The following is a 16,096-nucleotide window of genomic DNA, read 5'->3' on the forward strand; positions in this document are numbered from 1 at the left end:
CGCCTTAAGGAGGCGAATTATGCAATCAGATATGTATTATGATGCCGTCATTGCAGGGTGTGGAGTTGCTGGTCTTTATACAGCTTTAAATCTGCCGGATACCATGCGAATACTGATGGTGTGTAAGGGGGATATGGAGGAATGTGATTCCATGCTGGCACAGGGGGGAATCTGTGTGCTTCCTGATGAAGAAGATTATACTTCCTATTTTGAAGATACCATGCGTGCAGGCCATTATGAAAATAACAGAGAGAGTGTTGACATCATGATTCGGCAGAGTAGACCAATTATAGAAGAACTGCTTCGGCTGGGTGTCCGCTTTGAACAAAATGAGGATGGAAGTTTGCGATATGCCCGTGAGGGAGGACATTCCCGTGCGAGAATCTGCTTTCATAAGGATATTACTGGAAAAGAAATAACGACGGCTCTGCAGAAGCATGTGCGAAGCTGTTCGAATATAACTGTTATGGAGCATGCCCGGATGTGTGATCTGCTTGTTGAGCATGGTGTCTGCAAGGGGATTGCACTGGAAACCAAAGAGCAGCAGGTTGTTCATGTTCATGCAGAGGATACGGTGCTTGCGACAGGAGGTATCGGTGGTTTGTATGAGCATTCCACCAATTATCCAAGTCTTACAGGAGACGCCTTGCGCATTTGTAAAAAGCATGGGATTCAGCTGGATCATCTGGATTACGTGCAGATTCATCCGACCAGCCTGTACAGCCGTAAAAAGGGAAGAAGCTTTTTGATTTCCGAGTCTGCCAGAGGAGATGGGGCGATTTTACTGAATAAAAAAGGGGAACGCTTCGTAAATGAGCTGCTGCCGAGAGATGTCGTATCTCAGGCTATTTTTGAGGAAATGAAGAAGGACGGCACCGAGCATGTCTGGCTGTCCTTTCAAAATGTACCGAAAGAGACCATACAAAGTCATTTTCCAAATATTCAGGAGGCCTGCCGTAAGGAAGGCTATGATATTACAAAGGAAAGTATCCCGGTCGTTCCTGCGCAGCATTATTTTATGGGAGGAATCCATGTGGGAAGTCATTCAGAGACAACCATGCAGCATCTGTATGCTGTAGGAGAAACCAGCTGTAACGGTGTGCATGGTAAGAATCGCCTTGCCAGCAACAGTCTGCTGGAGAGTCTTGTTTTTGCGAAAAGAGCAGCTGATAACATAACAGTCTGCCGGAAAGGAAAAAAAGCATATGAATCCAATTACGATGCAGCTTGTTGCTGATAAATATATCCGTCTTGCTTTAGAGGAGGACATTAACGGTGAGGATGTAACAACCTGCTCCGTTATGCCTGATTATAAGGAAGGAGAGGTTCAGCTTATTTGCAAGGAAGACGGCATCATTGCCGGTCTTCAGATTTTCGAGCGTGTATTTACGCTGCTTGATCCGCAAACACAGGTTGATTTCCTTGTTAAAGATGGAGATAAGGTCACAAACGGTCAGCTGATGGGGAAGGTGCACGGGGATATTCGTGTTCTGTTATCGGGTGAGCGGACTGCGTTGAATTATTTACAGAGAATGAGTGGAATTGCCACATATACCAGAAACGTAGCGGATATGCTGGAAGGCTCTAAAACCTGTCTGGTAGACACTAGAAAAACAACACCGTGCATGCGGGTGTTTGAGAAATATGCTGTTCTTGTCGGAGGCGGAAAAAATCATCGCTATAATTTATCCGACGGGGTGCTGTTGAAGGATAATCATATCGATGCGGCAGGCGGTGTAAAGCAGGCAATTGAGGCCGCAAGAAGGCATGCGCCGTTTGTCCGTAAAATCGAAGTCGAAACAGAGAATCTTGACATGGTGAAGGAAGCAGTGGAGGCCGGTGCAGATATTATCATGCTGGACAATATGACCCCTGCCCAGATGAAGGAGGCTGTACAGCTGATTGACGGACGTGCAGAAACGGAATGCTCCGGTAATATCACAAAAGAAAACATTGAGCTGATGAAGGATCTCGGTGTGAATTATGTATCCAGTGGAGCATTGACACATTCCGCTCCGATTCTGGATATCAGCCTGAAGCATTTGAGCGTCCTTGGTGAGTAAAGAGAAAATCATATGGATAAGAAAGTAGCAGACAGCCTTATGGCTACAGCTTTGACAGGCTCTCAGCGCAGAAAACGTATTCTGACCATGATGAGGCAGTCTTCCCGTCCACTCTCCGGTGGTGCACTGGGAAGAGATACCGGTGTCAGCCGTCAGGTCGTGGTACAGGATATTGCTCTGCTGCGTACGGAGGGATATCCGATCATCGCCACTGCACGGGGCTATATATTGAATGAAACAAAAAAAGCAGTTCGCCTGTTTAAGGTCTGTCACACAACAGAGCAGATCAGTGAAGAGCTGGAAACGATTGTTGATCTTGGAGGAAGTGTGGAGGATGTGATGGTGAATCACAGAGCCTATGGAAAAATGTCGGCGCCTCTGCGTATCCGAAACCGCCGGGATGTGGCAGTTTTACTGGAAAATCTAAAGACAGGTAAATCAACTCCACTGATGAATGTGACCGCAGGTTATCACTTTCATCATGTAACAGCGGATTCACAGGAAATACTGGATGAAATTGAAGAGCATCTCCGTCAGAAGCATCTGCTTGCGGAATTTCTGCCTTATGAGCTGGAGGAGGAAAGCATACCGGATATAAAATAAACAAAGGCTGCATTCTGGCCTTTGTTTTCTCTGTAGGAAGAGCCTATTTGAAACTTATTTCAGTTCTTCAGTATCTCTTTTCGTATAAAATCAACAGTAGCGTCCGTTCCATGATTACGCTGATATTCCAGAATCATCTTCAGCATTGCCTTTGTCTCTTCATGCATGATAACATTGTCATAGCCGTTCATGAAGTATTCGTACGCACTTCCGTCATGATAATTTTCCTTCATATAGATGCGGGAAGCGGCTGTCCGGTCGCAGTACATTTCCACAATATAATGAAGCGGCATTTTCACCGGACGGATACCGCCTACGGCATTATCCAGCCAGTATTCCCAGTGATGCTTGTTGCGGCCTTTATGATGCAGCCAGCCTAAGGAATAGCCTTTTACTTCCTTTTCATAATCAATGGGACTGCGATTTCCCTGGAAATACTTCACACCTGCACAAAATTCAACAGGAGTGTATTTGGATAGATCATGCAGAAGTCCCTGTTTATATAAACCACAGCGAAAACACAGCTTTGTGACCGCAAGCTTGTGTGCAGTTATTGTTTTAAAATGTCCCCACAGCTTATTCATAATCTGCACTCCTTTCACATTCCAGTCTATTTTACCACGATAGGAATTGTTCAGACAATTCTTTTCCCTAGTTTATGAAGCTTCCCGATTTACGAATGGATGTATTGCTTATTTCTGTTCCTTTTCATATAACGTTCACGTAGTGTTCACAAAGGGGATGTATGATATAGACACAAGCAAAGCAATGCTTGTGAAATCTTAATAAAGGTAATGGAATGTTTCCCCATCCCTATAAAAAAACAAACAGCTATCATGTTTACAATATTTTTTCATTTCCATTACCTGCCTTCATGCGGAACCTCTGTCCCTCGCAGAGGTTCTTTTATTCGCAAGATTTTACATGAAAGCTTTTTCTTAAGCTTTACCGGCAATAAAACAACAGCTTATGCGGGAGCTGCTGTTAATGACTCACTTAAATTACATGCGATAATACGATTTGCAGCTACTGTGTGAAGTGTTTGCATTTGAAAATCATATTCTCTGCATTTCTGTATCCGTTTTTCGTATAAAAATACGAGTGCATCTCATCATTTACGCTGAGCAGCTCGATGAAGGAAGCACCGTTCTCTTTTACGGTTTTCTCCATTTCATTTAGAAAATGCGTGCCAAGATGTGCTCCTTGAAATTGTCTGGCAATCACGATTTCTTCCAGATAATAGCCGGTCAAATCATCAAATTCTTTGAAATATCCCATGACGAATCCGCTGATAGCATGATCAGCCATCTGTATAAAACACAGCGCATCCTCTATCGTCATGAGCTGATGGAGTCTTTTATATGCTTTATCATAAGTCCAGCAGCCTCCTTCATAGGTATTATAATAGTCTATGTACAGCTTTACCACTGCATCTAAATGCTGACTCTCCATTCTTTTGTAGCGTATATTCATCATTGTCACACCTGTCCTTTTCTGTAAAATATATGCTTATCTTTTTCTGACAGCATACTGTAAATAATATCCGGATTATAAAGGATATACATAGGGGTCCTCCTTTGCCGTTCTATAACATCATTATACAGATATTGTATGAATATTCAAACATACTTCACCTGCTGTTCACACGCAGGGTGTATGCTGTATATACAGACAGTCTTGTCTGAAAGAAGGGTAATGACAATTTCCTATTCATCCATATGTTATCCATCGTCATTGCCGCAAAGCCTCTGTCCTGTCACAGAGGTTTTTTTTGAGGTGTTTTAAAAGTATATATGTTTTATAATAAAAATATATATTTGTGTTGCAGATTGAGAGTTTTGAGTTATAATATAATCATCGGAGGTGTGCTATGATACCGAAATATATGCAGGTATATACAGAGATAAAGGATGCGATTCAGAAGGGAAGCTATAGCGCAAACGAAATGCTGCCAAGCGGAGAGGAATTCGCAAAGCAGTATGCATGCAGTGTGCTAACGGTTAAAAAGGCGCTGGATCGTCTTGTCAGTGAGGGTGTGATTGTAAGAAAAAGAGGTCTGGGAAGCTTCGTAAAGAAATGCAGAACAGGTCCGGACAGAATGCAGGGGGTAGCTGTTATCGGGCGGGATCTGATTCGTGAGGAGGTTACCTCTGTTGTTGAAAAGTTTGAAGTAGCGGCATGCACGACAGAGCTGGCGGATAAAATGAATATACAAGCCGGAGAGTTTGTGTATGAGATAGAGCGCATTCGCTTGTATAAGCAGGAGCCAAGAGTTGTAGAATATACATGGATGCCGCTGCAGATCATACCGGGACTTCAGCGCAGGGATGTGGAAACCTCTATCTATGCGTATATTGAAAAACAGCTTCACAAGCATATACAAGGAGCACATCTGTCATTTCAGGCTGTTCGTCCGCAGGCACTGGAAAAGAAATATTTTCACATGAATGACAATGATTTTGTATGTCAGGTGGAAGAGCTCGCATATCTGGATACATCTGAGATATTTGAGTATTCCGTCGCACGGCATCTTCCACAGTATTTTCACTTTGAAACCAATGTAATAAAGGAACTGTATGATAACTGAACCAATGTTGAATACTCGCATACAGCGGGAGAATGGAGGATACAATGTATTTTGAAAAAACAGCAGGATTTCCAGATGATTTCTTATGGGGCAGTGCATCCGCTGCCTACCAGATTGAAGGCGCGGATCGTGAAGACGGCAAGGGCATTTCAAACTGGGATGAGTTTGTGAAGATACCCGGGAAAACCTTTAAAGGCACTACTGGTGCAGTCGCAGTCGATTTTTATCATCATTATAAAGAAGATATTGCACGAATGGCTGAAATGGGATTAAAGACCTATCGGTTTTCTATTGCGTGGACAAGAATATATCCCCAGGGAAATGGAAAAGTAAATGAAGCAGGTTTGACTTTTTACGATAATGTTATCAATGAATGCTTAAAATATGGAATCGAGCCTATGGTTACCATCTATCACTGGGACATGCCGCAGGCGCTGGAAGAGGCATATCATGGTTGGGAGAATCCACAGATTATAGAGGACTTTGTAACGTATGCCGTTACTTTGTTTGAACGGTATGGAGATCGTGTAAAATACTGGATAACCATGAACGAACAGAATATTTTCACCTCTATGGGCTGGATGGAAGGACTTCATCCACCGGGAAAAACAGATCAGCTGAAGCTGTTCTATCAGGTAAATCATCATGCGAATGTTGCACATGCACGGAGTGTTTTGGAATTGAAGAAACGTTTTCCTCATGCGATGGTGGGCGCAAGCTTTGCGTTTTCTCCATGCTATGCGATTGATTGCCGTCCGGAAAATGCGATGGCAAAAGAAGACTTTGATGATTTACGCAATTACTGGTGGCTGGATATCTATGGTTATGGCCGTTATCCAAAGAGTGCTATGAAATATCTGAGGTCTATTGACTGCGCACCGGATATTACAGAGGATGAAATGCGGGATATCCGTCAGGCTGCGTCTTTGATTGATTTTATGGGTGTCAATTACTATCAGACAGCGGTTGCCGAGTATAATGATATTCATGGTGTTGGCGCTAATCACGAGGTGAATACAACAGGAGAAAAGGGAACAGCAAAAATCAGCGGAGTACCCGGATTGTATAAAAATCCTGCCAATCCGTATTTGAAGACAACGGATTGGGATTGGACAATCGATCCAATGGGTATCCGTATGTGCTGCAGGACAATAACCTCACGTTATGATTTACCTATCATTATATCTGAGAACGGTCTTGGAGCGTTTGATAAGCTGGAAGAAGATAAAACGATACACGATCCTTATCGTATAGAATATCTTCGTGCACATATCGAGGAATTGAAAAAGGCGGTTGCTGATGGCTGCGAGGTACTGGCATACTGTACATGGTCCTGCACGGATTTGTTAAGCTGGCTGAACGGATATCAGAAGCGCTACGGATTTATTTATGTGGAGCGGGAAGAGGATGATGCCAGTGCAGCCTTGAACAGGTATCCAAAGGACTCTTTTCACTGGTATGCTGAGGTGATAAAAACAAACGGGCAGAATTTGTAAAGTGTATAACGTGAGCAGATTGATAAATATGGAAAATCAGAAGTATAGTGCTCATGATTTCCCATTTCAGGTATAAGAGGATATATACGAAAGTGGAAAAGTAAAGGAACACTATGCAGACATAATCAGAAATCAAATTAAAATGCAGAACCCGGAAGGTACGGTTACCATATACCGGCGATTGTTGAGATATGGATGCTTCTACTTTATGGTTCTCTGCATCAGAAGACCTATGACTTCTGCACAGTTGCTGACCAGGATTTGATTGAAATGGCAAAACGTTTAGAACGGTGTAGTAATCCAATCATAAATCCAAAGCTGTAGGATACTCTTAAAGCTGAAGATATCGCAGCTATGGATAAAAATAAGATATGTGAAGGATCTGTAACAATGGCATTTCGACTGCTCATCAGAATACACGAAAGTATGGATTTTTGGGAAAAGAAACTGGGGAGTAATGGATATTTGAATTATTTATCAAATGTAGAAGCGTTTGAGTAAAGAACGAAAAAGCATGGTGTACATAAGATACGCCATGCTTTTTTGTAAGAATGCAGAAGCTTCAGATAAGCTTTAACAGTCCTTATTTGCTGCAACGAAAGCTGGTAATGATTTCATGAATTTTAGCTGCATTGGCTGCAATATCTTCACTGCTTCCTTTTGTCAGAAGTCCTCCGAACCCGCAGACATCCACACCGTTTTCCAGCCATGTTGTCAGATTGTCAAGATTGATTCCCCCGCTTGCCAGAATCGGCATATCCGGAATCGGTGTTTTAAAAACCTTTACAAGCTTTGGACCATAGAAATCGGAAATAGGAAATGCCTTGACGAATGCCGCTCCGCTGCTTAGCGCATCAACACATTCGGTAATGGTGGTACATCCCGGTGCATAGGGAATCTGGTAGCGATTGCACATTTTTGCGACCTCTTCATTATAGTTCGGGGCAATGATAAAAGCAGCACCATGCAGGATTGCGTGTCGTGCTGTTTCTGCGTCCAGAACTGTTCCGGCACCTACGCAGAGTGCATCTCCATATTTTTCAGAAAGACCCTGTATGATATCTCCGGCGTTATTTAACGTATAGCTCATTTCCATGACAGGTACGCCGCCCTTCATGCAGCCCTCGGCTATTTCACATGCGCGATCCAGTGTTTCCGCACGAACGATTGCAAGTGCACCTGCCTCATACATACGGTTTGTGACGTTCATTTTTTTCATATTCATAATGACATCCTCCTTGCCTATATCTTACGTTGTTTTAGAAACGCTTACAATTGGATGAGTGAACAAAATTAGAGATGAAATATGTGCGCTTAAACAAATGAGATAGCAGCTGAAAAGATATTGTACATCCGGTTGGCTTATGCTTAAAAAGCCTATGAATAAAGGACTTTTTGAAGGTCAGCTAACGCACATATAATATATAGAAAACATGTATGCTCCGGCTTTCGGATGCTTTTTTTCAACTTTGTGCGTTTGACCAAAAACGGCACAGGCTTTTTAGTTTGTTTGAACATAGCGACTTGAAAGCGATTTCAATATAATGTAGGTGTAAGGAGGAATTCAAGATGAGTATTGAATTGACTAGAGTAGATTTCAGACTGATTCACGGTCAGGTTATTACCAGATGGCTGACACAGTGCCAGATCAATGAAATCGTAACAATCGACACTGCCCTGAGCAAGGATGCTTTCATGCAGGAAGTATTCAAAATGGCAGCTCCAAAGGGTGTAAAAATCACAATTGTAAATGTAGAGGATGCGGTAAAGCGCCAGCAGGAGGGTGCCTTCGATAAGAACCGCGTTATGGTTCTGTTCAAGGGTGTGGCAGAACTGAATGCCGCAGTACAGGCAGGCTTGAAGCTGGAAAAGGTACAGATCGGCGGTCTTGGCGGAGGGCCGGGTCGTAAGGCTGTCAACAACGCAATCACACTGGACAGAGCAGATGCGGATACTCTGCTTGAACTGGAAAAGATGGGGATCGAAATTTATTTCCAGACAACTCCGGATTATCCTTCAGAAACACTTCAAAAAGCTGTCGCTAAATTATAACAGGAGGACATGTATATGGTAATTCAAGCAATCTTAGTCGGTATACTGTACTGGCTATCCATGGGACGCGCGAGCTATTTTATCTCGTTTGCATTCCGTAAGCCGGTCGTACTTGGCGTATTTATCGGTCTTGTATATGGGGATGTACAGACCGGTCTGCTGTATGGTGCAACCATTCAGCTGATGTATATGGGAGGTATCGAAGCCGGCGGAAATATACCAAGTGATCAGGGACTGGCAACATGTATCGCAATCCCTGCCGCTATCGCAAATAATCTGGATCCGGCTGCTGCCGTGGCTCTGGCTGTTCCATTCGGGGTACTTGGCGTTTTAATCAATAATGTGCGTCGTACCATCAACTCTTTCTATAACACGAAGGCTGATAAATTCGTAGAGGACAAGCAGTATGACAAGCTGTCCATCTTCTCCTTTGTACTTCCATGGCTTACCAATGGTGTGCTATATTTCACACCGGTATTCATTGCGACATTATTCGGCTCCAGCGTTGTACAGGCATTCATCAATGTAATTCCGGAATGGGCGATGAACGGACTCACCAACGCAGGCAATATGCTTCCGGGGTTAGGTTTCGCACTGACACTGGTTGTTATGGGAAAAAAGAAATATCTGCCATTCTTCGTACTGGGATTCTTCCTGTATTCTGTCATGGGCTTCTCCATGCTGACAGGAGCAGTCATTGCATTATGTCTTGCACTGATCGTATCCCTATTCAAACAGAACGATGAGGAGGAAGTTGCATGAGTGAAGCAGTAAACAGTGTAGCCGCTGAAGAAAAGAAAACAATCGTAACAAAAAAAGACCTGTTAAAGGCATGGTGGAAATGGACACTTGCAGTCGAGGTTCCGGTAAGCTTTGACCGTATGCAGGCACTTGCCTTCGGATATTCCATGAACAAGGTATTGCGTAAGCTGTACAAGGATGACCCGGAAGAGCTGCAGGCAGCAATGCGTCGTCATACATCCATGTTCAATACAAACTGTGACTGGGGAAGTATCATTCACGGTATTACGATTTCACTGGAGGAACAGCGTGCGCTTGGCCATGATGATATTTCTCCGGAGGTTATTCAATCCTTAAAGCTTGGTCTGATGGGACCACTTGCCGGTATCGGTGACAGTGTGGATCAGGGGATTGTTGCGACAATTCCATTGGCAATCTTTGTTCCGATGGCACTGGAGGGCTCTGTAATCGCCGCCTTTATTCCTGGCTTAATCTATATCGCATGGAGCTTTGGCTGGTCCTGGTTCCTATTCAACAAGGGATATTCTCTGGGTAAAAATTCCGTATTGGAAATCCTGCACTCCGGAGCAATCAAAAAGGTTATTGACATCGCAAGCATCGTTGGTCTGTTCATGATCGGATGTCTGTCAGCCTCTTATATAAAGGTGCAGACCATTGTGGAATTCGCCAGTGATACATCAACGGTGAAGCTGCAGGAAATCATTGACGGAATCCTGCCGAATATGCTGCCGTTCATCGTTGTTATGGGAATGTATCTGTATATCACGAAACGCGGACCGAAGTATATCCGTCTGATGATTTATACAATGATTATTGCAATCGTATTGACCTTCTTCCATATTATATAAGATGTGAACAAATCCATGGAAGAACATGGATTTGTTTTCTTTACAGGCATATGGAGGATAAGAAAAGGAAGGAGCTTATATGAAGGTACTGATAACCCCGAGAGGGTTTGCGAATTACGGTCTGGATCAGGTGGAGCGAATGAAGTCCAAGGGTCTGGATGTACATTACAATGCCACGGGTAAGGCATATACACATGAGGAGTTTAAAGCACTGGCGAAGGATGCCGATGCCATTATCGTCGGTGTGGATAAAATGGACAGAGAAATGATGGAGGGCTGTCCGAATCTGAAGGCGGTCTGCAAATTCGGTGTCGGAACGGATAATATCGATCTGGATTATGCAAAAGAGCGTAATATCCATGTCGGACGCTGTGTGGGAAGCAATTCCCGCTCCGTTGCCGAGCATGTACTGTCCATGATGTTTATGGAAGCAAAGAATCTGTATACGAGTGTAAGGGATGTGAAGCAGCATGGCTGGAATAAACCGACAGGCAGAGAGATCTATGGAAAGAAGCTGGGAATCATCGGCTTTGGAATGATCGGCAAGTATCTTGCCGAGTATGCTTACGGCTGTGGCATGGAGGTATATGCCTATGATGCCTTTGCAATCGCAGAGGAAACCGCAAGGCAGTACCATGCACAGATTTCCACACTGGAGGATATCCTTACAGACTGTGATTATATCTCTTTACACGTACCGCTTCTGGAGTCCACACGGAATATGATTTCCACAGAGGAATTCAAAAAAATGAAGAAGGATGCCTGCCTGCTGAATGCAGCACGCGGCGGTATCGTGAATGAGGAAGCCTTATATGAAGCATTGAAGAAGAAAGAGATACGAAGTGCATGCTTTGATGTGTACAGCAGCGAACCTCCAAGGGAAGATGATAAGCTGCTTACACTGGATAATTTCCTGTTAACGCCGCACACAGCCGCAAGAAGCATGGAAAGTGAACAGCGAACCTGTGCAATGTCTACGGACATCATACTGGAACAGCTGATAGGGAACTAGGTGAATATATGATAGAATGTGTAAAAGAATATCTGAGCAATATTGCATCGGAACTAGGGAAAAATATAGAAGATATGGATATGGAAAGCATTGAACGAGCAGCCCATATCATAATGGAAAGTGAAAAGCAGGGAGGACGGATCCATGTCACGGGAATCGGAAAGCCGGGGCATGTGGCAGGCTATATCGCATCCCTGCTGTCTTCCACAGGAACGAGTGCCTATGAGCTGCATGGAACAGAGGCCGTTCACGGATCCAGCGGTCAGGTGAAAAAAGGAGATGTGGTGATTGCCATATCCAACAGCGGAGAAACGATGGAGCTGGAGGCAACCGTACAGACACTTATAGCAAACGGAGCACACATCATCAGCTGTACGGGAAATCCGCAATCGACGCTGGCAAAGCAGTCGGAGGTATGTCTGGTAGCGCATGTGGATGAAGAAGGGGATGCGCTGAACAAGCCGCCGCGTGCCTCCATCCTGTCGGAGATCCTCATCCTGCAATGTCTGAGCGTAGTCTTGCAGGAAGCAAAGAAGCTGGATTTAAACCAGTATGTGAAATGGCATCCGGGCGGAAGTCTTGGTAAAAGTATCAAAGAGCTACAAAAATAAACAGGAGGAGCTATGGAAAAATTTAATATTGTAATCGGAACACATGGAAGATTCGGAGAGGAGCTTGTAAACTCTGCGAGAATGATTGCAGGAGCATTGGAAAATGTACAATGCTGTTCTCTGCTTCCGGAATATTCCTTTGAGGACTACATGAAGCTTGCGGACGAAACCATGTGCACCAAGGAAGGCTTTACCATTGTCCTTGTGGATCTGTATGGCGGAACTCCATGCAATGTATTTACCGTCATGAGCAGAAAGTATCACTACCCCGTGCTTACCGGACTGAACCTTCCAATGCTGATCGATCTGTATCTGAAACTTTCCAATATGGATGAAGCGGATCTGGATGAGGAAGCACTGCTGAGGGAAACGATGGAAACTCTGCAAACCAGCTGTGTTCATACGAATACACAGCTGGAATCCTGAACAAAGCTGTCTGGACAAACCCTGTCATATGAATTATAATTTCCATGAAAGCACTATCATGCAGAAGGGGATATATTATTCTGGTTTACCGTGTGGTACTATTGGCATACAGGGAAGATGTCAGACTTCATGAGAGTTCAACTCTTGCGAAAGGAGAGATCATATGCTGATAGGTGAAGTTTTTGAGGAGTTTATAAATGTCGTTCAGGAAAACAATCGCTATACGATTGGGCTTGTGAATGATAATATGACAGTGACATTATGCAGTAATAAAGCGGAAATCGGACGGCAGATTGATGTAAACCGTCCGGATAAGCACAATGCATTTTTTGAAGTACGTGTAAAGGGACAGGATTTCGGCTTCCTGTGGGTGAGTGGCAATGATGAAAATCTGCCGATGATCAGTAAGCTTTTGAATGAATCCCTTACCGTACGGTTGATGTATGAAATCAATCAGAAAACCTTAAACCAGAAGGTCACTAAGGATGACGAGCTGGTGAAGTATATACTGAATACGGAAAACTTTGATATGAATCATGTGTTAAGCCTTCTGGATGAACTGGAAATAGATAAAAATAAACCAAGGGTGGCGATTTATGTGGTTCATAATGAAGGATTCAATACAAAGGATGTCATGCGATTGAAAATGAAGCCGGACAGTAAGGAAATCATCTATTCTCTGTTGAATAGCAAATGTCTGCTGATCTTCAAGGATTTGCCGGAAACCTGCCAGTCATCGACAGATTTCAAGCCGTTTATACGTGACTATATCCGCAGTCTGCGGGAATGGGAGATGACAGACTGTTATTATTTTGTCGGTTCCATTCAGAAAAAGCTGCGGCAGTATGCAATCAGCTATCAGAATTGTCTATGGCTGAAGAACCATGTAACATACGAGAAGGATGTTCCGGTATTTTTCTCCGATTATCTCTATGACTATTTTCTGTCAAAGGTAGCGGTGGATGATATCAGGGATGTGTTTGATTATTATAGGGAATGCGGAAAAGGTGTCGATATTGAGGAAATGGTGGACATCTGCGATAAACTGTTTGTGAATGATTTTAATCTGACACAAGCCGCAGACGATCTGTTTCTGCATAAAAATACATTGATATATAAGCTTAAGAAATATGAGGAAGTTTTTCAGATAGATGTCCGGGGAAGTTTTCAGGGAAAGGTTCTCTTAATGCTGATATCCTATGCATTGAGAGAATATCAGAAACGAGTTCAAGTAGGTGATGAAGCATGAGTACAAAAATCAAACTTGCACGGATAGACAAACGATTACTGCATGCGACAGTTGCTTTGAACTGGAATCAGTTTATCGATGCAGACAATGTACTGATTGTTGATCCGGATTATGTGAATGATCCATTTATTGCTGATGTAATGCAGCTTTGTCTTCCCAAGACCATGAAGGTTAAAATTTTCTCCATAGAACAATTTCTTGAATATATCAATGAAGGACGCAATATTAAGGCAATGGTTATTTTTCCTAATTTAAGTGTTGCCTGTGATGCAGTGAAAGCGGGTTTCCGTACGAAGGAAATTCAAATGCCGTATCCGGCAAGCCGTATGATGATCAAAAGCCTCTCGGATTATTTCAGTGAAGAAGATATTGAAAAGATCCGTTATATCCAGAGTCAGGGAATCCGTATGTTCTTTCAGACGGCGCCCTTTGACAATAAGGATTACTCGATCTTTAAAAAATAAAGAAAAGAGGACAAATATTTATGTTTGACGGTATTATAACACCAATCGTAACACCGTTTCATCGTGATGAGGAACAGAGTATCAACTATGAAGCGACAAAGCAGCTGATCGATCATTTGATCGCAAAGGGCGTTAAGGGAATCTTCATCCTTGGAAGCAATGGAGAGTTTCATGTGATCGATGAAGCGGAAAAAATAGAATTTGCCGAAAAGGTGATCGGGATGGTTGACCACCGTGTGCCGGTCTATGTAGGGACAGGGGCATGCAGCACAAAGGAAACCATCCGTCTGTCAAAGAAGATGGAGGAGCTGGGTGCGGATGCACTGAGTGTCATCACACCGTATTTTCTGACACCGACAGAGGAAGAGCTGGTACAGCATTTCACAGCGGTTGCGGAAAGTGTAAGTATTCCCATCATTCTCTACAACATCCCAAAGGCAACAGGCTGTAACTTAAGCGCCGAGGTTGTGGGACGTCTGGCAGAGGTAGAAAACATTCGCGGTATCAAGGACAGCAGTGGAAAGGAAGAAAATCTGAAGGCATACGCAGAGCTTGCGAAGCGGGATGATTTTGATCTGCTGATCGGTTCGGATTCCAAAATCAGCTATGGCTATGCTTTGGGGGCAAGCGGTGCCGTGGCAGGAACCTCCAATGTGATAACGGAGGTGCTGGTGGAGCTGGACAGGGCACTGCGTAAGGGAGAAACAGAAAAAGCAGAGGCACTGCAGAAGGACATTGATGTACTGCGCGGCGTATTGAAGCTGGGAACGGTACCGGTTGTCATGAAGCGTGCGGCAGAGCTGGCAGGGATTGCGGAAATCGGACCGGCAAGAAAGCCGGTACTGGAATGCAGTGCACAGGATGATGAGAAAATCAAAGAGATGCTGCAGCATTACCATTTATTATAAAAAAGACCTGTATCCTTTTGGGATATGCTTAAATAAGGTTTAAGAAAAGAGGAATTCAAACTATTGGTGTTCATCCATAGATATTGAATTCCTTTTTTAGGATTTGTTTGAAGTGTATTTGGAAATATTTACAAGTTGTAATTTAAAAAGGCATTATCTACAATCAGATTGATTCATATACACTTATAATTGAAAATATGTATATGGATCATAAGTGGAAAGCTGTGAAATATTATCATCTAAGGAGATACCACCTGTAAAATTGTCTATGAGAACATCATCGAAAAGAACAGGGTGTACATACAGCTCAATGATTGATTCACCTGATAATCGCTGCTTATATTTCAAATATTTAGGGATACTTGAAATATAAGAAAGATGCTTTAGACCTGTTGACTGTAATTCAGATTGCAGCCAGGTAGCGTAAATATGATTATATATGTCGTCACTTAGAAAACTATGATATATGCCGCGAATCGATGTAAATCCATATCGGAGTAAAAGTGGTCTGACAGCCAGCCAGACAGGGAAATCAACAAGCTGATTACAATGTGAATCTATATGCCGGCAGGTAAATCCAAAAGCTATGAACCTTTGAATCTGCGCTTCCAGTTCCTTTCGTAATGCAAAGACTTCCTTTTTAAATGCGGGTGATGAGACAGAATCTCTGTATGTATAAAGGGGGGATTTTGTATAAGACTCTTTCCTCATGAATTCAGGTATATAACAGAATTCACCATTTTTTACATATTTTGAATATTGCTTAATATCATCCGTTAAAGGGAATCCCTCGCTCAAATTCAGATGAAGTCCCGTCTTGTCTTGAAAACCATAATTATGTGCAATAGCCGCACCCTCTCTGCTCCCTCTTGAATTAACGATTAGTGTTGTCTGTGTGACATATCCCCGTTCAAAAGCTTTTAGAATACCATAATTGGACTCTTTCGTAAGTCCCAGATCATCTGCATTTATAATTATTTTCATACGCATACCTCCTATAGGAATTATAAAAGAA

General features: G+C 43.1%; 18 protein-coding genes. 14 read left to right on the forward strand and 4 right to left on the reverse strand.

The window, feature by feature from the left end:
• Positions 1 to 19 precede the first annotated feature (19 nt).
• The 3 genes from ACG3M1_RS00720 to ACG3M1_RS00730 are packed head-to-tail and all read left to right on the forward strand — an operon-like array spanning position 20 to position 2,666.
• Positions 20 to 1,237: an L-aspartate oxidase gene (locus ACG3M1_RS00720; protein ID WP_008818143.1), complete on the forward strand. Its 1,218-nt coding sequence runs from the start codon at positions 20 to 22 to the stop codon at positions 1,235 to 1,237.
• Positions 1,206 to 2,063: a carboxylating nicotinate-nucleotide diphosphorylase gene (gene nadC, locus ACG3M1_RS00725; RefSeq protein WP_008818144.1), complete on the forward strand. Its 858-nt coding sequence runs from the start codon at positions 1,206 to 1,208 to the stop codon at positions 2,061 to 2,063. Before ACG3M1_RS00720 ends, nadC begins: the two co-directional genes overlap by 32 nt.
• A gap of 12 nt (positions 2,064 to 2,075) precedes the next feature.
• On the forward strand, positions 2,076 to 2,666 hold the full coding sequence (locus ACG3M1_RS00730; RefSeq protein ID WP_009270146.1) for a transcription repressor NadR: 591 nt from the start codon (positions 2,076 to 2,078) through the stop codon (positions 2,664 to 2,666).
• 59 nt (positions 2,667 to 2,725) lie between these two features.
• Here ACG3M1_RS00730 and ACG3M1_RS00735 read toward each other — a convergent pair whose 3' ends face one another.
• Together ACG3M1_RS00735 and ACG3M1_RS00740 are read right to left on the reverse strand one after the other, a co-directional pair.
• Positions 2,726 to 3,250: a DUF5662 family protein gene (locus ACG3M1_RS00735; protein WP_009270147.1), complete on the reverse strand. Its 525-nt coding sequence runs from the start codon at positions 3,248 to 3,250 to the stop codon at positions 2,726 to 2,728.
• Positions 3,251 to 3,692: 442 nt separating this feature from the next.
• Positions 3,693 to 4,142, reverse strand: a complete 450-nt coding sequence (locus ACG3M1_RS00740) for a GNAT family N-acetyltransferase (RefSeq protein ID WP_008818146.1) — start codon at positions 4,140 to 4,142, stop codon at positions 3,693 to 3,695.
• Between the two features lie 394 nt (positions 4,143 to 4,536).
• On the opposite strand from ACG3M1_RS00740, the gene ACG3M1_RS00745 reads away from it, so the two are divergent.
• Positions 4,537 to 5,253: a GntR family transcriptional regulator gene (locus ACG3M1_RS00745; protein ID WP_009589177.1), complete on the forward strand. Its 717-nt coding sequence runs from the start codon at positions 4,537 to 4,539 to the stop codon at positions 5,251 to 5,253.
• Positions 5,254 to 5,297: 44 nt separating this feature from the next.
• Positions 5,298 to 6,749 carry a glycoside hydrolase family 1 protein gene (locus ACG3M1_RS00750; RefSeq protein ID WP_395814689.1) on the forward strand — a complete coding sequence of 484 codons (1,452 nt, stop codon included), beginning with the start codon at positions 5,298 to 5,300 and terminating at the stop codon, positions 6,747 to 6,749.
• Between the two features lie 583 nt (positions 6,750 to 7,332).
• On the opposite strand, the gene ACG3M1_RS00755 is transcribed toward ACG3M1_RS00750, so the two are convergent.
• Positions 7,333 to 7,968 (reverse strand): KDPG and KHG aldolase family protein, encoded by a 636-nt coding sequence (locus tag ACG3M1_RS00755; RefSeq protein ID WP_021421154.1) that lies wholly within the window; start codon positions 7,966 to 7,968, stop codon positions 7,333 to 7,335.
• A gap of 350 nt (positions 7,969 to 8,318) precedes the next feature.
• On the opposite strand from ACG3M1_RS00755, the gene ACG3M1_RS00760 reads away from it, so the two are divergent.
• The 9 genes from ACG3M1_RS00760 (at position 8,319) to dapA (ending at position 15,081) form a co-directional block, all read left to right on the forward strand.
• The gene (locus tag ACG3M1_RS00760) at positions 8,319 to 8,801 is read left to right on the forward strand and encodes a PTS system mannose/fructose/N-acetylgalactosamine-transporter subunit IIB (protein ID WP_008818150.1); all 483 of its coding nucleotides are present in this window, start codon (positions 8,319 to 8,321) and stop codon (positions 8,799 to 8,801) included.
• Positions 8,802 to 8,816: 15 nt separating this feature from the next.
• Positions 8,817 to 9,563, forward strand: coding sequence for a PTS mannose/fructose/sorbose/N-acetylgalactosamine transporter subunit IIC (locus ACG3M1_RS00765; protein ID WP_002606849.1), 747 nt, complete (start codon positions 8,817 to 8,819; stop codon positions 9,561 to 9,563).
• Positions 9,560 to 10,411 (forward strand): PTS system mannose/fructose/sorbose family transporter subunit IID, encoded by an 852-nt coding sequence (locus ACG3M1_RS00770; RefSeq protein WP_002606850.1) that lies wholly within the window; start codon positions 9,560 to 9,562, stop codon positions 10,409 to 10,411. The genes ACG3M1_RS00765 and ACG3M1_RS00770 overlap by 4 nt, the downstream gene beginning before the upstream one ends.
• A 79-nt stretch (positions 10,412 to 10,490) precedes the next feature.
• Entirely contained in the window at positions 10,491 to 11,423 is a 933-nt protein-coding gene (locus ACG3M1_RS00775; protein ID WP_257278966.1) for a phosphoglycerate dehydrogenase, read from the forward strand.
• A gap of 8 nt (positions 11,424 to 11,431) precedes the next feature.
• Entirely contained in the window at positions 11,432 to 12,034 is a 603-nt protein-coding gene (locus ACG3M1_RS00780; RefSeq protein ID WP_008818152.1) for an SIS domain-containing protein, read from the forward strand.
• Positions 12,035 to 12,046: 12 nt separating this feature from the next.
• Positions 12,047 to 12,460, forward strand: a complete 414-nt coding sequence (locus tag ACG3M1_RS00785; RefSeq protein WP_002606853.1) for a PTS sugar transporter subunit IIA — start codon at positions 12,047 to 12,049, stop codon at positions 12,458 to 12,460.
• A gap of 163 nt (positions 12,461 to 12,623) precedes the next feature.
• Positions 12,624 to 13,709: a PucR family transcriptional regulator gene (locus tag ACG3M1_RS00790; protein WP_002606854.1), complete on the forward strand. Its 1,086-nt coding sequence runs from the start codon at positions 12,624 to 12,626 to the stop codon at positions 13,707 to 13,709.
• On the forward strand, positions 13,706 to 14,173 hold the full coding sequence (locus ACG3M1_RS00795) for a PTS sugar transporter subunit IIB (protein ID WP_002606855.1): 468 nt from the start codon (positions 13,706 to 13,708) through the stop codon (positions 14,171 to 14,173). Before ACG3M1_RS00790 ends, ACG3M1_RS00795 begins: the two co-directional genes overlap by 4 nt.
• 20 nt (positions 14,174 to 14,193) lie before the next feature.
• Complete coding sequence (dapA, locus tag ACG3M1_RS00800) at positions 14,194 to 15,081, forward strand: 4-hydroxy-tetrahydrodipicolinate synthase (protein ID WP_142419553.1); 888 nt, start codon at positions 14,194 to 14,196, stop codon at positions 15,079 to 15,081.
• Positions 15,082 to 15,264: 183 nt separating this feature from the next.
• Here dapA and ACG3M1_RS00805 read toward each other — a convergent pair whose 3' ends face one another.
• Positions 15,265 to 16,065, reverse strand: coding sequence for a ChbG/HpnK family deacetylase (locus tag ACG3M1_RS00805; RefSeq protein WP_009270151.1), 801 nt, complete (start codon positions 16,063 to 16,065; stop codon positions 15,265 to 15,267).
• Positions 16,066 to 16,096: the final 31 nt, after the last annotated feature.

This window comes from Clostridium sp. 10cd*, from assembly GCF_044336395.1.
Classification (GTDB): domain Bacteria; phylum Bacillota_I; class Bacilli_A; order Erysipelotrichales; family Erysipelotrichaceae; genus Clostridium_AQ; species Clostridium_AQ innocuum.